The organism is Massilia sp. UYP34 (assembly GCF_056279385.1).
The window spans coordinates 118,252-135,425 of record NZ_JBWBRF010000007.1; the positions used below are offsets into that span (position 1 = coordinate 118,252).

Genomic DNA, 17,174 nt, shown 5'->3' on the forward strand with positions numbered 1-17,174 from the left:
CTTTCTGGAGATTGAGAAACATGAGTGCTATCGTTGATATTATCGGCCGCGAAGTCATTGACTCGCGCGGTAACCCGACCGTCGAATGCGACGTGCTGCTGGAATCGGGCGTGATGGGCCGCGCCGCGGTGCCGTCGGGCGCCTCGACCGGTTCGCGCGAAGCGATCGAACTGCGCGACGGTGACGCGAAGCGTTACTTCGGCAAGGGCGTGCTGCAGGCCTGCGAGAATATCAACACCGAGATCTCCGAAGCGATCATGGGCCTGGACGCCAATGAGCAAGCCTTCCTGGACCGCACCCTGATCGATCTCGATGGCACCGAGAACAAGAGCCGCCTGGGCGCCAACGCCATGCTGGCGGTGTCAATGGCCGTCGCCAAGGCCGCCGCCGAAGAAGCCGGCCTGCCGCTGTACCGCTACTTCGGCGGTTCGGGCGCGATGCAGATGCCGGTGCCGATGATGAACGTGATCAACGGCGGCGCGCACGCCGACAACAACCTGGACATCCAGGAATTCATGATCATCCCGATCGGCGCTCCGTCGTTCAAGGAAGCGATCCGCTACGGCGCCGAAGTGTTCCACACCCTGAAAAAGATCCTGCACTCGAAGGGCCTGAACACCGCCGTCGGCGACGAAGGCGGCTTCGCCCCGTCGGTCGCCAACCATGAGGAAGCGATCAAGCTGATCATGCAGGCGATCGAGCAGGCCGGCTACGTGGCCGGCCAGGACATCGCCCTGGGCCTGGACTGCGCGGCCAGCGAATTCTTCAAGGACGGCAAGTACGTGCTCGAAGGCGAAGGCGGCCTGGCCCTGTCGGCAGCCGACTTCACCAATATGCTCGCCACCTGGTGCGACAAGTACCCGATCATCTCGATCGAGGACGCGATGGCCGAAGGCGACTGGGAAGGCTGGGCAACGCTGACCGCGGCGCTGGGCAAGAAGGTGCAGCTGGTGGGCGACGACCTGTTCGTCACCAACACCAAGATCCTCAAGGAAGGCATCCAGAAGGGCATCGCCAACTCGATCCTCATCAAGATCAACCAGATCGGCACCCTGACCGAGACCTTCGCCGCCATCGAGATGGCCAAGCGCGCCGGCTACACCGCCGTGATCTCGCACCGCTCGGGCGAAACCGAGGACTCGACCATCGCCGACATCGCGGTCGGCACCAACGCGCTGCAGATCAAGACCGGCTCGCTGTCGCGTTCGGACCGCATGGCCAAGTACAACCAGCTGCTGCGCATCGAGGAAGACCTGGGCGACATCGCCAGCTATCCTGGCCGCGACGCGTTCTACAACCTGAAGTAATCCACCTGGCCGGCGGGCGGGGAGGGCGCTTGCCCTTCTTGTTCTCCGGCCAAATTGCATCCTCTTTTTGCCGCCATGCGCCTGATCACGATCGCCCTTGCCGCACTGCTCGTGCTGATCCAGTACCCACTCTGGCTCGGCAAGGGGGGCTGGCTGTCGGTAGCCGACATGCAGGGCCAGGTCGAAGCCACGCGGCTCAAGACCGAGCAGCTCACCGCGAGGAATGCCAAGCTGGCTTCCGAAGTCGAAGATTTGCGCGAGGGCCTGGGTGCGGTGGAAGAGCGCGCGCGCTACGACCTGGGCATGATCAAGCAGGGCGAGATCTTCGTGCAGGTGCTGCGCAAGAACGAGCAGCCGGTCGAGTCGATGACCGTGCCGCCTCCTCCGCCGCCCCCGAAGGACGGCGCCAAGCCGGGCGCGACCCCAACCCACTGAGCCATCGTCATGAGTGAACAGCATTCCCCGATCGACCCCGCCAGCCTCGATTCGCTCGATGCGGTCGCCAACTGCCTGGCCGATGCCTTCGAAGATGGCGATGGCGCAGTGATTGGCGCTGCGTTGAAGGCGGTGTCGCAGGCGCCGGGCCTGGGTGCGCTGGCGGCCGCGGTCGGCGTGCCGCGCGAGCAGCTTGCGGCTGCGTTGGCGTCGGGCGAATTCGACCTCGATCTCACGCTCGAGATCATGAAGGTGGTCGATTTGCACATGAGCGGTGGGCGTAGCGCTGGCTAGTGACGTCACGAGCACTCGTTGGCTCGTCGTTCCCGCGAAGGCGGGGAACGACGTTTCGGCGCCCGCGGTTGCAGCGCCGATCGTGCGGCCCATGCGAGCCGCAACCTCAGATCATCAGTTCTTGGAGTCCGACGACGCTTCGCCCTGGGTATGGCCCGCGCCCTGCTCCAGGAAGGCGCGCAGCATCCATGCGTTCTTCTCGTGCACTTCCATCCGGTTCGACAGCAGGCCGGCGGTCGGCTGGTCGTCGGCGGCGTCGGCGATGCGGAAAGCCGCACGCGCGGTGCGCGCCACCGCTTCCTGGCCCTCGACCAGCTGGCGGATCATTTCTTGCGCGCCCGGCACGTTCGCTTCTTCCTTGATGCTCGACAGCTCGGCGTAGCGCTTGTAGGTGCCCGGTGCGAAGTGTCCCAGGGCGCGGATGCGCTCGGCGATGTCGTCCAGTGCGTTCCACAGCTCGGTGTACTGTTCCTGGAACATCACGTGCAGGGTCTGGAACATCGGGCCGGTCACGTTCCAGTGGAAGTTGTGGGTCTTCAGGTACAGCATGTAGCTGTCGGCCAGGACGCTCGACAGCGAGTCGACGATCTTTGCGCGGTCTTCGGTGTTGATGCCAATATCGATATTCATGTGTTTCCTCCGTCAGTCAATGATGGGTATGTGGTGCTGATGTTCGAAAATACAACAGTGTCATAACAGCATCAGCTTATCATCTCGGACGAAACCCTGTTGTTCGCTGACCCGATTGGACGCGGCGCGCGCCTTTAGCTCCGCCATGAAACGAAAAAGGGCGCCGCGGCGCCCCGATGGAAACCGGGCGCCACGCGCCCGGTGCAAGCGATCGACGCTCAGTGCGTGCTGCCGCTCGGCGGTATCATGGTCTGCACCGGGCTGTCGCTGGCGAACAGCTGCGCGCAGTCGACCTTGTCGAAGGCGTAGTGCTTGCCGCAGAAATCGCAGTTGATGCCCAGTTCGCCCAGCTCGGCCAGCGCCGACTCGACTTCTTCCTGGCCCAGCATCTTGAGCATGTTGCCGACCTTCTCACGGTTGCAGCTGCAGTGGAACTGCGGGTGCAGCGGGTCGAACACGCGGATGGTCTCTTCCCAGAACAGGCGGTGCAGCAGGGTCGAGATATCGGTCGACAGCAGCTCTTCACGCTTGACGGTCTGGCCCAGCATGGCGGCGCGGTTCCAGGTTTCCAGGTCTTCGGCCTCGGTGGCCTGCTTGGTCTGGTCTTCCTTGCCGCTGTGGCGCGGCAGCTTTTGCAGCAGCAGGCCGCGCGCGACCTTGTCATCGGCCGCCAGCCACAGGCGCGTGTCCATCTGCTCCGAACGCAGCATGTAGTTCTCGATCACGGTCGCCATGTCGTCGCCGTCGAGCGGCACCACGCCCTGGTAGGGCTGCTGGCCCGGGACCTTGTCGGCCGGGTCGAGCGTGATCACGAAGCGGCCCTTGCCGTTCGCATTGAACAGCTGGCCCAGGGTGGCGTCGTCCGCGATCTCGACGTCCGGCGCCAGCTTGGCCGTGGCGCGCATGCGCAGGTCGGCGTCGCATTCGACCACCAGCAGGCGCACCGGGCCGTCGCCGTGGATCTGCATCACGATCGCGCCATTGAACTTTAGGTTGGCCGACAGCAGGGCGCCGGCCGCCACCATCTCGCCCAGCACCGAGCGCACCGCCTTCGGATAAGCGTGACGGGCCTGGATCTCGCGCCAGGTGTCCGAAATCTCGACCAGCTCGCCGCGCACGGCCGCATTGTCGAAGATGAATTTTTGCAGGGTGTCCCTGTTGGTGGTGCCAGTATCCGTAGTCGTCATTCTTTATCCGATTTTCTTGAGCTGCGCCTTGAACAGCTGACCGCGCGCCACATAGCTCGCGGCGGTGCGTTCCAGGCGCAGCAGGTCTTCTTGTGTCAGTGTCCGCACCACCTTCGCGGGCGAACCCAGGATCAGCGAGTGGTCGGGAAATTCCTTGCCTTCCGTGACCAGGGCGCCGGCGCCGACCAGGCATCCCTTGCCGATCCGCGCGCCGTTGAGCACCACGGCCTGGATCCCGATCAGCGACCCGTCGCCCACCGTGCAGCCGTGCAGCATGGCCTGGTGGCCGACCGTCACGTTCTTGCCGATGTCGAGCGGGTAGCCGGGATCGGTATGCATCACGGTGCCTTCCTGAACATTGCTGTTCTCGCCGATCGTGATGCGCTCGTTGTCGCCGCGCAGCGTGGCGCCGAACCACACCGACGCATTCGCGGCGAGCGTGACGTTGCCCACCAGGGTGGCCGTGTCGGCGACGTACGCCGACGGATCGATCTCGGGCGCATGCTCGCCCAGCTGGTAAATCGCCATGGAGTTGCTCGCTGAGGTGGAAATGGCGCTATTTTACCGCCCCCGCCGCCGGGCCACGTCCACGCTGCGATCTTTGGTTCCGAAGCCCGGCAGATGGGGCCGTGGCGCCCGAATTCAACCGTCCCCCTATATAATCATCCGAACGACCATGCTATTTCAGGAGCCGCATGAAACCCTCACGTTCCGAATTCCTCTCCAATCGCGGCCTGCGCATGCACGTGCGCCACTGGGGTTCGCCCGACGCGCCGAAGCTGTTCATGCTGCATGGCTGGATGGACGTATCGGCCTCGTTCCAGTTCATGGTCGATTGCCTGCAGGGGAACTGGCACGTGATCGCGCCCGACTGGCGCGGCTTCGGCCAGAGCCAGCGTTCGGGCGCCGACACCTACTGGTTCCCGGACTACGTGGCCGACCTCGAGGTGCTGCTCGACCATTATGCGCCGCACCAGGCGGTCGACCTGCTTGGCCACAGCATGGGCGGCAATATCGCCGGCATCTACGCCGGCGTGCGGCCGCAGCGCATCGCCAGGCTGATCAACCTGGAAGGCTTCGGCCTGCCGACCACGCACCCGAAGCAGTATCCGGGCCGCGTGGCCACGTGGCTGGACGAGTTGCGCGAGCCGCCCGAGATGCGCGGCTACGCCAACCTGGAAGCCGTCGCGGCGCGCCTGCGCAAGACCAATCCGCGCCTGGCGCCGGCGCGCGCCGCCTTCCTGGCCGCCCACTGGGCGGAGCAGGAGCGCGACGGCCTGTGGAAGATCCTGGGCGACCCGGCGCATAAAAAGAGTGCGCCGCTGCTGTACCACGTCGACGAGATCATGGCCTGCTGGAGCGCGATCACGGCGCCGGTACTGTGGGTCGAGGCCGAGGACACCGACATGTGGCGCTGGATGGGCGCCAAGGAGCAGGCGCGCGCCGAGGTCGACCGGCGCATGGCCTATCTGAACAATGTGACGCCGCGCATGGTGCCGCAGGCGGGCCATATGCTGCACCATGACCAGCCGGAACTGCTGGCAGGCATGGTCGAGGAATTCCTCTCGGCTGAGTAGGGGCGACTGGCGACGGGCGCCGGCTGGCGCCCCCATTGTCGTTGTAAGCATACCTCATCCTCCACACATAAATTGCCGGTGGGAAACTGCTGTGATACAGTCGCCCCCGAGCGTGCGCCAGTCCGGCCGCGCCATAGACCGACAGGATTCACGATGGCTTACCGAGGCGCGTCCGCACTCGCCGCCGGCCTGCTGCTCGCAGGCTGCGCGATGCCCTACAGCCCGGCCCCAGTGGCCACCAATTTTTCTAGCACGCAACAGCTGAAGGTGCAGGCCGCGGCCCATTGGGGCGTGATCGCGCGCCACATGGCGACCGAGTTGGGCCCGACCCTGAAGACGGCGCCGAGCCGCTCCCTGTACGTGCAGCCGCTGCAGTCGTCGACCTTCGGCGAGGGCGTGAAGTCGCATCTGGTCACGGCGCTGGTCAACGACGGCTTCGTGGTGGTCAAGAATCCGGTGCCGGGTGCGCTCAAGATCGAGCTCGACACGCAGGTGGTCGCCTTCTCGGCCGACCGGCCGCAGTACCGCTATGCCGGCCTGCCGACCGCGCTGGCCAGCGGCGCCTGGGTCCTGACCAGCATCCAGCATAGCCCCGAGTGGCTCGTCACGGCGGGCATCTACGGCTACGACGCCCACCGCTGGTTCACCGCCCAGTTCGCGCCGGGCGACACGCCGAAGACCGAAATGATCGTGACCGTCTCGGTGGCGGACGAGCAGCGCTATTACGCGCGCAACACCGCGGTCTATTACACCGCCGACGAAGACGTGGCGCTGTACGACGCCGCCCTGGCGGCGAAGCTGGCCGCGCCAGCCGGGCCGGTGCAGACATCGAAGACCTTCGCGGTCAAGGACCATTGAGCTGACTATGCGCACATTCACCCTACCGGCGGCCGCGCTGGGCCTGGCCTTGCTGTTGGGCGGCTGCGCCCTGGTCGAGCAGCCCAACTACACCTCGGTGAGCGCGAACGATTTCGTCGCCGCCAACTATCGGGCGGCCGATGCCTTGCAGGCCCAGCTGGCCGGCAAGCTGACCGGTGACCAGCCCCTGATCATGGCCACCCTCGTCAACATCGACGCGCTCGAGCACAGCTCGATGCTGGGCCGCGTGGTGTCGGAGCAGATCGCCACCCGCCTGGCCCAGGGCGGCCTGCCGCTGCTGGAAATGAAGCTGCGTAACAGCGTCTACCTGAAGCGCAACCAGGGCGAGCTGATGCTCACCCGTGAGCTGGGCGAAGTGGCCGGCACGCACAACGCCCAGGCGGTGGTCGTGGGTTCGTATGCCGAAACGCGCGACACCATCTTCATCAACGTCAAGGTGATCCAGCCGACCACCAACCTGGTGCTGGCCGGGCACGATTACGTGCTGGCCAAGCAGGGGACGATCCGTTCGATGCTGGTGCCAGACTAATTACCATCGCACCAGGGCGGCCGACCGGCCCGCCCTGGCGCGATGGCGCTGCAACGCGCGCACCGGATGCAGGGCGAGGCTGGTCCGCTTCAGGCCGGGTTGCCGGCGGCATGCAGTTCGCGCACCAGCGTTTCCACCAGTTCCGCCGCCGGCATGGCCCGCGCGAGCGGCGCGCCTTGCCCGGCCCAGTGCGGCGCAAAGTCATGGTTGCCCGTCTTTGCCGCCGCCGCGTGCAGCTGCTTGGCCGCGTCATAGGCGACCGGGTAGGCGGCCGGGACGCCGGACGCGCCGTGCGCGATCAGGCGGTTGACCATGCCGCGCGCCGGCCGTCCCGAAATCACCGTGGTCAGGACCGTGGTGGAGGCGCGTGCGCTTTGCAGGTTGGCGCGGTAGGCGTCGTTCGCCGCCGATTCCGGGCTCAGGATGAAGGCGGTGCCGAGCTGCGCGCCCGCCGCGCCCAGGTCCAGCGCCGCCTTGATGCCGGCGCCATCCATGATGCCGCCGGCGGCGATCACCGGCAGCCTCGTCCGCTTGACCAGCAGGCGCACCAGCACCGCCATGCTCAGCCGTTCGTCGGTCGCCTCCGGGTCGAACATGCCGCGGTGGCCGCCGGCTTCGATGCCTTGCGCCACGATCGCATCCAATCCCTCCCGTTCGATCCGCAAGGCTTCTTCCAGATTGGTGGCGGTGGCCATGGTGCGGATGCCGGCCGCGCGCAGCGCCGCCAGGCGTTCGCCCGACGGCAGGCCGAAGTGAAAGCTCACCACTTCCGGGCGCAGCGCCAGCAGCATCTGGAAACTCTCTTCGTCATCGTTGAAACCAGGATAGATTTCATCGAGCGATGCCGGCGTGCGGGCGCCGGCTTCATCGAACAATGGCGCCAGGTGGGCCAGCCAGGCGGCTTCGAGGGCGGCATCGCGCCGCGCCGGGGCGTGGCAGAACACGTTGATATTGATCGGCTTGCTGGTCAGCGCGCGGGTCTCCTCGATCATCGCGCGCGCCTGTGCGGCCGTGCTCGGGCCGATTCCCAGCGAACCCAGTGCGCCGGCATTCGACACCGCCGCCGCCATCTGCGGCGTTGCCGTGCCCGCCATCGGCGCCTGGATGATCGGATGCCGGATGGACAGCTGGCTGAAGAATGGGTGGGACGGTTGCATGGCTGGCTCCTTGTTCGGTCGACTTGCTCGATTTGCGCTTGATTTGTATGACGTGCGCTCGATGTGTATTCTCAAATGAAGAATGTAGCGATGTTATCATTCTGTCAGAGATCGAAGCCGGGATGGGCCGAGGAACCGCTGCTGCTGCTGCTGCTCCTGCTGCTGCCCGGCGAATCGGACGTCGCCGACGCCCGCCAGGCGAGGGCGCGTTCGCCGGCCGCGTTCCGGGCGCTGCCGCTGGAGCGTGTTGCGACCTGCCTGGTCTGGCGCGACGGCTTCGCGACCCCGGTGCTCCGGGCGTTCGCCGACCGCTTGCGCACGGCTTGACGCCCCCGGCGGAAGGCCGGTAAATGCGCGTACAATGTGTCGTTCCAGATACCTCATTTGCCCCATGCTGAAAGTCGACCTCCACTGCCACTCCACCGTCTCCGACGGCGTCCTCGCTCCAGCCGACGTGGCCGCTTACGCGCGCAAGGGCGGGGTCGACGTGTGGGCGCTCACCGACCACGACGAGGTCGGCGGCATCAAGGCCGCGCGCAAGGCGGCAGGCGACCTGGGCATGCGTTTCGTGGCCGGGGTCGAGATCTCGGTCACCTGGGCCAACGAGACCGTGCACGTGGTCGGCCTGCAGATCGACGAGGACAATCCGGCCCTGGTCGCGGGCCTGGCCGCGACCCGCAACGGCCGCGAGCAGCGCGCGCGCGAGATGGCGGCCCAGCTGGAGCAGGCCGGCATTCCCGGCGCCTACGAAGGCGCGCTGCGCTACGTCGCCAATCCCGACCTGATGTCGCGCACCCATTTCGCGCGCTTCCTGTGCGAGATCGGCGTGTGCGCGACCACCTCCGAAGTATTCCGCCGCTTCCTGACCGAAGGCCGGCCCGGCTACGTGCCGCACCGCTGGGCCACGCTGAGCGAAGCGATGGGCTGGATCCGCGGCGCCGGCGGCATTCCCGTGATCGCGCATCCGGGCCGCTACCGTTTCAGCGCCACTGCCGAAGGGGTGCTGTTCGACGAGTTCCGCCAGCTGGGCGGCAAGACCATCGAAGTCGTCACCGGCAGCCACACGCCGGACCAGTACCAGGCCTATGCCGAGGTGGCGCGGCGCTACGGCTTCCTGGCTTCGCGCGGCACCGATTTCCATGCGCCGGGCGAGGCGCGGGTCGAGTTCGCTGAATTGCCCCCGCTGCCGTCCGGCGTGACGCCCGTATGGCACGACTGGTTCTGACCTGTACTGTTTCCCCCCCCCACAAACTCGCCTCAGGCGGGTTTTTATTTGGCGCTGTACCCGTTAGCTGTTGATGACCCCGAATGCGATGCGCAGCAATTGCTCGACAGATGGTACCCGCCCGCCATCGAGCGCCCAATGCCAGCCCAGATAGTTGGGCAGTCGGCGTGACGCCACGCCATGGAAGCGCGCCAGCCATTCCTTGAAGCGCCGGTGGTAGGCATTCACGTGTTGAACATGAATGGCGCCCTCGACGCCCTCGCGGACCCGTTCGCCGGCGCTGACATTGACCGCTTGGTGCGCGACGCCATGGGTGCGGGCGAAGGCGGCATAGGCGGCGTTGGCGTCCGTCACTAGCAGCGCCTGGGGATCGAGTTTCGGCAGCAGGTGCCTGACCAGCTGCGCCGTCGTCAAGGCGCCGCGTCCGGTCACGGCGTCGATGGTCCGGCCGCTGCGGTCGCGCGCCGCCAGGATGCAGTCGAGATGATGCGAGATCCCGCGCAGGGCGGCCCTGCCGCCGCGCTTGCGCGGTTGGCGATCGAGCTTGCGTGAACCCTTTTGCGATTCGAGCAGGAACATCTCGTCGGCTTCGACGATGCCTGAGAGACGCGCCGGGCGGTCGTCCTTGACCCGATCGAGAAAGCGATGACGCCAGCGAAATGCCGTGTTGCGGTGCACGCCGACACGCTTGGCCGCAGAGCGGACCGAGCGGGAGTCAAACACCGTTTCAAGATAATCGAGCCACTTGCCCTTGAGCCTGAGCCGCGCCAGCGGCGTGCCGGTCAGGTCGTTGAAGGTGCGGCCGCACGCGCAGCAACGATAGCGTTGCAGACCGTTGGCCTGGCCGTGCCGGTGGCAGCGCTCGCAGGCGCAATCCGGGCAGCGCCGCCCGGTTGACCGGATCTCGCCGATGAGGGCGGACACCCGGTCCAGCCCGGCTGCCGGATGCAGGGCGGCGAGCACCTTCTGGCGCTGTGGCTGGTTCAGCTTTGGCAGCTGGGTGAACAGCCGCGCAAACTGTGGCGCTTTCATCGTACGCTCCCGATCGATGACGACCGGGATTGGACCGCGGGTCAGCTCAGCAGTTCAATGCTCATCCACAGCTGACGATGACAGCGCCTTTTATTTTATTGATAACGTCGTCAAATAAATCCGGCCGTGCCCGGCGCAGCTGTCTCATTCGATCTATACTCCAATCAGAGTATATGAGGAGTATAAATCGCGATGAAGACCGTTAGCCAATCTCAACGACTGCCCGACAGCGACAAGGTCACGGTGAATGTGGGCCTGGTCGATCTGGCCCAGCTCGATCTGTTGGTGGAAGAAGGGTTTTATTCCAACAGGACCGACTTCGTACGGACAGCGATCCGCAATCAGTTACAGGTTCATGCGGACGCCATCCGGCAAACCGTCACCCGCAAGCGCTACGTCATGGGGATGTACCGCTATTCCCGGCACGAGCTGACTGAACTCGCGGCATCGGGGCAACGGCTTGAAATCCACGTGCTGGGCCTGGCGCTCATCGAGGATGACGTGCCGGCCGCCCTGGCCAGGGAGGTCATCGCATCGATCCAGGTACTGGGCGCCTTCATCGCACCGCCAGCCGTGCGTGAAGCACTGGCTGACCGCATTCAATCCTGAAACAGGAATACCAATATGAAACCTTATGAACAGTTCATCGAGAAAATGATGGAATCGGCGCGCCGCGTGCAGGCACGCGACCCGCACGCCGCCACCGATATCATCCAGCAGGCGCTGGCCCAGGCGGGCCTGCTCGCGCCCCAGCAACCGGCCGCGACGCCGCCGCAAGAGGCGCAATTCGTCGACCTCAATCCGCCGCCGGCCTGGAGCAAGCCGAAGTCACGGACCGCAGGCGGAGCCGGGCCTCGTCCCGCCGCCGGTCCGGCGTCGCACCTGCCCGGCCGCTTCATCGCCGGCAGCCACGACTGCGAAGCGGGCAGCCGCCGCTACAAGCTGTACATTCCCGCAAAGCCGGCCGAGGGGCGCCGTGCGCTGGTCGTCATGCTGCACGGCTGCACACAGAACCCGGATGACTTCGCGCTCGGCACCGGCATGAATGCGCTGGCCGAAGAGCTGGGCTTCCTGGTGCTGTACCCCGAGCAGGATGGCCGCGCCAACCATTCCCGCTGCTGGAACTGGTTCGAGCCGGGCCACCAGGCGCGCGATGCGGGCGAGCCGGGCGTCCTCGCCGGCATGACGCGCCAGGTGATGCGCGAGCACGATGCCGAGCCGTCGCAGGTGTTCGTGGCCGGCATGTCGGCCGGCGGCGCGATGGCGGCGGTGCTCGGCGCCGAGTATCCGGAGCTGTTCGCCGCGATCGGTGTCCATTCCGGCTTGCCGGCAGGCAGTGCGCGCGACATGATCACGGGCCTGCAGGCGATGAAAAAGCCGGGCCGCTCGCGCAGCCTGCGCGAAGCCGTGCCGGTGATCGTGTTCCATGGCGACGCCGACCATGTCGTCAGCCCGGCCAACGGCGAAGCGGTGCTCGCGCAATTCGTCGGCGCCCATTCCGGCCTGCGCGCCACGCCGCTGAAGGCGAGCGAAGCCGAATCGTCGCAGGGCGGACGGCGCAGTACCTGCCGCACCTGGCGCGACGAAGAAGGGCGCGCGATGGCGCAGCACTGGATCGTGCACGGCGCCGGCCACACCTGGACGGGCGGCGATGCGGCTGGTTCGCACACCGATGCGCTCGGCCCTTGCGCCTCGCGCGAGATGCTGCGCTTTTTCCTGCAGAGGTAACGCCCCGGCGGCCCGGTCCGCGCCCGGTCCGGCCTGCTGCGCTCATGGCTGGGCCTTGAATATTCCGCAGTTCAGCCCAATCTTGGCATCCTGTCATCAACTCACCGGGGATGTCTGCCATGAAGCGCGTTGTTCTGTTCCTTGCCACCAACCTTGCCGTCGTGCTGGTGCTGACGCTGGTCATGAACCTGCTCGGCCTGGGGCGTGTCGTGTCCGAGCAAGGGCTCAACATTCCCGCCCTGGCGGTCATGTCCATCGTCATCGGCTTTACGGGCGCCTTCATTTCGCTCCTGCTGAGCAAACCGATGGCCAAGTGGTCGACCGGCGCGCGCGTCATCGAGCAGCCGACCAACGCCACCGAGCAATGGCTGGTGCAGACCGTGCGCCGCCTGTCCGAGCGCGCCGGCATCGGCATGCCCGAAGTCGCCGTGTACGAGGGCGAGCCGAATGCCTTCGCCACCGGCGCCTTCAAGAACTCGGCGCTGGTTGCCGTCTCGACCGGCCTGCTGCAGAGCATGAACCAGGAAGAGGTCGAAGCCGTCCTCGCCCACGAGGTGGCGCACATCGCCAACGGCGACATGGTCACCCTGACCCTGATCCAGGGCGTGGTGAATACCTTCGTCGTGTTCCTGGCGCGCGTGGTGGGTTTCTTCATCGACAAGTTACTGTTCCGCAAGGAGGACAGCGCGCCCGGCATCGGTTACTACGCCACGGTGTTCGTGTGCGAAATCCTGTTCGGGCTTCTGGCTTCGATCATCGTTGCCTGGTTCTCGCGCCAGCGCGAATTCCGCGCCGACGCCGGCGCCGCGAAACTGATGGGCACCCCGGTGCCGATGCAGCATGCGCTGGCCCGCCTGGGCGGCCTCGCGCCGGGCGCACTGCCGCAGTCGATGGCCGCGTTGGGCATTTCCGGCAGCGGCGGCGGCTGGGGCGCGCTGTTCTCGACCCACCCGCCGATGGAGCAACGCATCGCCGCGCTCCAGCAACTGCGCCAATCACTTTAAGGACGTTTTAGATGGGCCAATATTTCCAGATACACCCCGATAATCCCCAGGCGCGCCTGATCAAGCAGGCGGCGCAGATCGTCAGCAGCGGCGGCATCGTCGCCTTGCCGACCGATTCCGCCTATGCGCTGGTATGCCGCCTGGACGACAAGTCGGCGGTCGACAAGCTGCGCCGCATCCGCGGCGTCGACGACAAGCACCACCTGACCCTGCTGGTGCGCGACCTGTCCGAGGTCGCGCAATATGCGCGCGTGGATAACACACAATATCGCCTGCTCAAGGCCACGATGCCGGGCCCGTACACGGTGATCCTGGAGGCGACGCGCGAACTGCCGCGCCGCCTGTCGCACCCGTCGCGCAAGACCATCGGCCTGCGCGTACCCGAGAACCGCATCACGCTGGCGCTGCTCGAAGAACTGGGAGAGCCGCTGATCGGCACCACCCTGCAACTGCCGGGCGACGACCACATGCTGTCCGACCCGGAAGAAGTGCGCGAGCGGCTGGAAAAGCAGATCGAGCTGATCATCGACGGCGGCGCCGGCCTGCTGGAGGCGACCACCATCATCGACCTGACCGGCCCCGAACCGGAGCTGGTGCGCGAGGGCAGGGGCGATCCGGCGGCCTTCGGCCTGTGATGCTGGGTCAATAAGCGGCTTAAGAATTCCACGGGACAAGTGCGTACCGGCCTCTGATAGAATCGCCTTATGGATGAAACGATACGCAACATCGCTGTCTACGCGCTGCCCGTCCTTTTTGCGATTACCCTGCACGAAGCCGCCCACGCCTACGCCGCTAAATATTTCGGTGACAACACCGCCTACTCCCAGGGCCGCATGAGCCTGAATCCGCTGGTGCACGTGGACATCTGGGGCACCATCGTGATTCCCATCATGATGTATCTGTTCACGCCCTTCGTGTTCGGCTACGCCAAGCCGGTGCCGGTCGAGTTCGACCGGTTGCGCAATCCGAAGCGCGACATGGCCTGGGTCGCGCTGGCTGGTCCCATCGCCAACCTGATCATGGCCGCGTTGTGGCTGCTGTTCGCCGCGCTGCTGGTGTTCTTCGGCGTCAACGAAACCTTCCCACGCCGCATGGCCGAGGCGGGCATCCTGACCAATCTCTTGATCATGGCGTTCAACCTGCTGCCGATCCCGCCGCTGGACGGCGGCCGGGTCTTGACCAGCATGCTGCCCAACAGCCTGGCCTGGAAATTCGCCCGCATCGAGCCGTACGGCTTCTTCATCGTGCTGGGCCTGGTGTTCATGCAGCTGGTGGGCTACTGGGTGATGCCGGTGATGCAGCTGGGCCGCTGGATCGTGGACCTGATGGTCCTGCCGTTCACCTTCGTGCTGTTCTGAGCCGATGCAAGCCGATACTCCACGCGTGAACATGCCGCATTTGCCAGCTGCACTGCCGCCGTCGCCGTGGGTCGAACGCTTCGCTTGCCTGGCGCCGCCCGGCGAAACGCTCGACCTGGCTTGCGGCAATGGCCGCCACACGCGCCTGCTGGCGGCGCGCGGCCTGCAGGTGCTGGCGCTGGACCGCAAGCCCGAGGCGCTGGCCGCCAGCGCCGGCCCCAACGTCACGACGATGGACTATGACCTCGAGGCCGAGGGTTCGCCCTGGCCGTTCGAGGCCGGACGTTTCTCGGCGATCGTGGTCACCAATTACCTGCACCGGCCGTTGTTCGCCGCGCTGGCGGCCAGCCTGCGCCCGGATGGTATCCTGATCTACGAAACCTTTGCACAAGGAAACCAAGTCTACGGCAAGCCATCGAATCCCGCCTTCCTGCTGGCGCCCGGCGAGCTGCTGGGACTGGCGCGAGACGGCGGATTGCAGGTGCTGGCCTACGAGGACGGCCATGTGGAACGGCCGCATCCGGCCCAGGTGCAGCGCCTGTGCGCGGCCGGTCCGGCATTTGCCAAAACCGAGGCCCGGCTCGACCATATTGTGGTCAGGAATGAACCATAGCGGCGGGCTATCCGCTACAATCAGATTTTTTATTGAATGGCACGGCCAAGATTATGATTAAGGGCAGTATCGTAGCACTCGTCACCCCGATGTTCGAAGACGGCAGTCTTGACCGCGATTCGTTGCGCAAGCTGATCGACTGGCACGTCGCGGAAGGCACGGACGCGATCGTCATCGTGGGCACGACGGGCGAATCCGCGACCGTGTCGCCCGACGAGCATTGCGAGCTCGTCAAGCTGGCCGTCGATCACGTCGCCGGCCGCATCCCGGTCATCGCCGGTACCGGCGGCAACTCGACCGCGGAAGCGATCGCGCTGACCCGCCACGCAAAGGAATGCGGCGCCGACGCCTCGCTGCAGGTCGTGCCTTATTACAACCGTCCGACGCAAGAGGGCATGTACCGCCACTTCCGCGCCATCGCGGAGAGCGTGGACCTGCCGATCATCCTGTACAACGTGCCGGGCCGTACCGTGGCCGACATGGCCAACGAGACCGTCGCGCGCCTGGCGCCGATCGACAATATCGTCGGCATCAAGGACGCCACCGGCAATATCGGCCGCGGCATCGAGCTGCTCAAGATGGTCGACAAATCGTTCGCCGTCTATTCGGGCGACGATCCGAGCGCGATGACCCTGATGTTCTGCGGCGGCGCCGGCAATATCTCGGTGACGGCCAACGTCGCCCCGCGCGCGATGCACGAACTGTGCGTGGCCGCGATGGCCGGCGACGTCGCCCGTGCGGTCGAGATCAACAACCGCGTGCTCGGCCTGCACGCCAAGCTGTTCGTCGAACCGAACCCGGTGCCGGTGAAGTGGGCGCTGGCGGAGATGGGCAAGATGCCGGCCGGCCTGCGTCTGCCGCTCGCGCCATTGTCTGCCCAGTACCACGAGATCGTGCGCGCCGCCCTGGTGGAAGCCGGCGTTCATTCCTAATCCCGGACCCGCAAGGGTTCGGGTTCCTGACCTGATATCGAACGACATGACTAAAAGCAAGTACTCGGGATTCAACTCCGCGCGTTCCAATTTCTCGCCCCTGGTGTCCGCTCCTGCCGCCGCGCGCGTGCTGACGCTCACCGCGCTCGCTTTCAGCCTGGCGGCCTGCACCACCATCTTCGAGGGCGACAAGGTCGATTACAAGGGCGCCAAGAAGGCCGCGCCGCTGGACGTGCCGCCCGATCTGACCAAGCTGCAGCGCGATAACCGCTACGCCATCCCCGACGGCCGTGGTGTCGCCACCGCGTCCGGCCAGGCGGCGGCCGCGTCCGCCGGTGCCGGCGGCGGCTTCGTCCCCGGCGCCATGGCGACCAACCAGCAGATCGGCCCGATCTCGACCGACGCCGTCAGCGTGCAGCGCAACGGCGACCAGCGCTGGCTGGTGGTCAGGCAGACCCCGGAACAACTGTGGCCGCAGCTGCGCCAGTTCTGGGAAGAGCAGGGCTTCGCCATCGAGACCGAGTCGACCACCACCGGCACCATGGAAACCGCCTGGGTCGAGAACCGTTCGAAGATCCCGCAAGACTTCGTGCGCAACGCCATCGGCCGCGTGTTCGACCGCGCCTACTCGACCGGCGAGCGCGACAAGTTCCGCACCCGCCTCGAGCGCTTGCCGGACGGCTCGACCGAGATCTGGGTCAGCCACCGCGGCGCCGAGGAAGTCCTGACCGGCCCGCAGAACGAAACCACCACCTGGACCTCGCGCCCCAATGATCCCGGCCTGGAATCGCAATTCCTGGGCCGCATGGTCGCGATGCTGACCGGCACCAAGGAAGTGGCGACGGCCGAAGCGGCGGTCGTCAACGCGCCGGTGGCGCCGCAGCACGCCAGGCTGGTGGGCAACACGGTCGAGGTCGACGAAGGCTTCGACCGCGCCTGGCGCCGCGTCGGGCTGGCGCTGGACCGCGTCGGCTTCACCGTCGAAGACCGCGACCGCGTGCAGGGCGTCTACTTCGTCCGCTACGTCGATCCGGATGCGGCCGAGCAGAGGGACGGCTTCTTCAAGCGTCTGTTCTCGTGGGGCGGCAAGTCGGAAGACGAGCTCAAGGAAGCCCAGCGCTACCGCGTGCTGGTCCAGACCGAGCAGGGCGCCAACGTCAGCAAGGTCACGGTGCAGAACAACGAGGGCCAGGCGGATGCCTCCCCGACCGCGGTCAGGATCCTGAACCTGCTGCATACCGAGTTGAAGTAATCCTGACGCCGGTCACCGGCTTCAAACACGTCGTC

At 66.1% G+C, this 17,174-nt stretch carries 21 protein-coding genes; 16 read left to right on the plus strand and 5 right to left on the minus strand.

Annotation, left to right across the window (positions count from 1 at the left end):
* Positions 1-20 precede the first annotated feature (20 nt).
* From eno to ACZ9AQ_RS13560, 3 genes are all read left to right on the plus strand, one after another.
* Positions 21-1,307 (plus strand): phosphopyruvate hydratase, encoded by a 1,287-nt coding sequence (gene eno / locus ACZ9AQ_RS13550; RefSeq protein ID WP_429203799.1) that lies wholly within the window; start codon positions 21-23, stop codon positions 1,305-1,307.
* 75 nt (positions 1,308-1,382) lie between these two features.
* Positions 1,383-1,742: a cell division protein FtsB gene (gene ftsB, locus ACZ9AQ_RS13555; RefSeq protein ID WP_429203939.1), complete on the plus strand. Its 360-nt coding sequence runs from the start codon at positions 1,383-1,385 to the stop codon at positions 1,740-1,742.
* Positions 1,743-1,751: 9 nt separating this feature from the next.
* A complete protein-coding gene (locus ACZ9AQ_RS13560) occupies positions 1,752-2,036 on the plus strand; it encodes a helix-turn-helix domain-containing protein (protein WP_429203800.1) in 285 nt (94 codons plus the stop codon).
* A gap of 114 nt (positions 2,037-2,150) precedes the next feature.
* Here ACZ9AQ_RS13560 and ACZ9AQ_RS13565 read toward each other — a convergent pair whose 3' ends face one another.
* The 3 genes from ACZ9AQ_RS13565 to ACZ9AQ_RS13575 all read right to left on the minus strand — a co-directional run bounded on the left by ACZ9AQ_RS13565 (position 2,151) and on the right by ACZ9AQ_RS13575 (position 4,381).
* A complete protein-coding gene (locus tag ACZ9AQ_RS13565) occupies positions 2,151-2,666 on the minus strand; it encodes a Dps family protein (protein WP_429203801.1) in 516 nt (171 codons plus the stop codon).
* A gap of 218 nt (positions 2,667-2,884) precedes the next feature.
* Positions 2,885-3,853, minus strand: a complete 969-nt coding sequence (hslO, locus tag ACZ9AQ_RS13570; RefSeq protein WP_429203802.1) for an Hsp33 family molecular chaperone HslO — start codon at positions 3,851-3,853, stop codon at positions 2,885-2,887.
* Positions 3,854-3,856: 3 nt separating this feature from the next.
* The gene (locus ACZ9AQ_RS13575) at positions 3,857-4,381 is read right to left on the minus strand and encodes a gamma carbonic anhydrase family protein (RefSeq protein ID WP_429203803.1); all 525 of its coding nucleotides are present in this window, start codon (positions 4,379-4,381) and stop codon (positions 3,857-3,859) included.
* Between the two features lie 167 nt (positions 4,382-4,548).
* Between ACZ9AQ_RS13575 and ACZ9AQ_RS13580 the strand changes: the two genes are divergently transcribed.
* The 3 genes from ACZ9AQ_RS13580 (at position 4,549) to ACZ9AQ_RS13590 (ending at position 6,838) form a co-directional block, all read left to right on the plus strand.
* A complete protein-coding gene (locus ACZ9AQ_RS13580; protein WP_429203804.1) occupies positions 4,549-5,430 on the plus strand; it encodes an alpha/beta fold hydrolase in 882 nt (293 codons plus the stop codon).
* Between the two features lie 153 nt (positions 5,431-5,583).
* Positions 5,584-6,288, plus strand: coding sequence for a hypothetical protein (locus tag ACZ9AQ_RS13585; RefSeq protein WP_429203805.1), 705 nt, complete (start codon positions 5,584-5,586; stop codon positions 6,286-6,288).
* A gap of 7 nt (positions 6,289-6,295) precedes the next feature.
* Positions 6,296-6,838: a FlgO family outer membrane protein gene (locus ACZ9AQ_RS13590; protein WP_429203806.1), complete on the plus strand. Its 543-nt coding sequence runs from the start codon at positions 6,296-6,298 to the stop codon at positions 6,836-6,838.
* A gap of 89 nt (positions 6,839-6,927) precedes the next feature.
* Here the strand turns inward: ACZ9AQ_RS13590 and ACZ9AQ_RS13595 are convergent, their stop codons facing one another.
* A complete protein-coding gene (locus ACZ9AQ_RS13595; RefSeq protein ID WP_429203807.1) occupies positions 6,928-7,995 on the minus strand; it encodes an NAD(P)H-dependent flavin oxidoreductase in 1,068 nt (355 codons plus the stop codon).
* A gap of 90 nt (positions 7,996-8,085) precedes the next feature.
* On the opposite strand from ACZ9AQ_RS13595, the gene ACZ9AQ_RS13600 reads away from it, so the two are divergent.
* Both ACZ9AQ_RS13600 and ACZ9AQ_RS13605 read left to right on the plus strand, forming a co-directional pair.
* A complete protein-coding gene (locus ACZ9AQ_RS13600; RefSeq protein WP_429203808.1) occupies positions 8,086-8,322 on the plus strand; it encodes a hypothetical protein in 237 nt (78 codons plus the stop codon).
* A 64-nt stretch (positions 8,323-8,386) separates the two neighbouring features.
* Positions 8,387-9,220, plus strand: a complete 834-nt coding sequence (locus tag ACZ9AQ_RS13605) for a 3',5'-nucleoside bisphosphate phosphatase (RefSeq protein WP_429203809.1) — start codon at positions 8,387-8,389, stop codon at positions 9,218-9,220.
* Between the two features lie 63 nt (positions 9,221-9,283).
* Here ACZ9AQ_RS13605 and ACZ9AQ_RS13610 read toward each other — a convergent pair whose 3' ends face one another.
* Positions 9,284-10,252 carry an IS1595 family transposase gene (locus tag ACZ9AQ_RS13610; protein WP_429203810.1) on the minus strand — a complete coding sequence of 323 codons (969 nt, stop codon included), beginning with the start codon at positions 10,250-10,252 and terminating at the stop codon, positions 9,284-9,286.
* Between the two features lie 192 nt (positions 10,253-10,444).
* Here ACZ9AQ_RS13610 and ACZ9AQ_RS13615 point away from each other — a divergent pair, with 192 nt between their 5' ends.
* From ACZ9AQ_RS13615 to bamC, 8 genes are all read left to right on the plus strand, one after another.
* Positions 10,445-10,861, plus strand: coding sequence for a CopG family transcriptional regulator (locus ACZ9AQ_RS13615; protein WP_429203811.1), 417 nt, complete (start codon positions 10,445-10,447; stop codon positions 10,859-10,861).
* 15 nt (positions 10,862-10,876) lie between these two features.
* The gene (locus tag ACZ9AQ_RS13620; protein ID WP_429203812.1) at positions 10,877-11,980 is read left to right on the plus strand and encodes an extracellular catalytic domain type 1 short-chain-length polyhydroxyalkanoate depolymerase; all 1,104 of its coding nucleotides are present in this window, start codon (positions 10,877-10,879) and stop codon (positions 11,978-11,980) included.
* A gap of 119 nt (positions 11,981-12,099) precedes the next feature.
* Positions 12,100-12,984 carry a protease HtpX gene (gene htpX / locus ACZ9AQ_RS13625; protein ID WP_429203813.1) on the plus strand — a complete coding sequence of 295 codons (885 nt, stop codon included), beginning with the start codon at positions 12,100-12,102 and terminating at the stop codon, positions 12,982-12,984.
* A gap of 11 nt (positions 12,985-12,995) precedes the next feature.
* Entirely contained in the window at positions 12,996-13,619 is a 624-nt protein-coding gene (locus tag ACZ9AQ_RS13630) for an L-threonylcarbamoyladenylate synthase (protein WP_429203814.1), read from the plus strand.
* Positions 13,620-13,688: 69 nt separating this feature from the next.
* A complete protein-coding gene (locus ACZ9AQ_RS13635) occupies positions 13,689-14,342 on the plus strand; it encodes a site-2 protease family protein (RefSeq protein ID WP_429203815.1) in 654 nt (217 codons plus the stop codon).
* A gap of 31 nt (positions 14,343-14,373) precedes the next feature.
* Entirely contained in the window at positions 14,374-14,955 is a 582-nt protein-coding gene (locus ACZ9AQ_RS13640; RefSeq protein WP_429203816.1) for a class I SAM-dependent methyltransferase, read from the plus strand.
* Positions 14,956-15,008: 53 nt separating this feature from the next.
* Positions 15,009-15,887, plus strand: coding sequence for a 4-hydroxy-tetrahydrodipicolinate synthase (gene dapA, locus ACZ9AQ_RS13645; protein WP_429203817.1), 879 nt, complete (start codon positions 15,009-15,011; stop codon positions 15,885-15,887).
* Between the two features lie 46 nt (positions 15,888-15,933).
* Positions 15,934-17,139, plus strand: coding sequence for an outer membrane protein assembly factor BamC (gene bamC / locus ACZ9AQ_RS13650; RefSeq protein ID WP_429203818.1), 1,206 nt, complete (start codon positions 15,934-15,936; stop codon positions 17,137-17,139).
* The last annotated feature ends 35 nt before the right edge of the window (positions 17,140-17,174 follow it).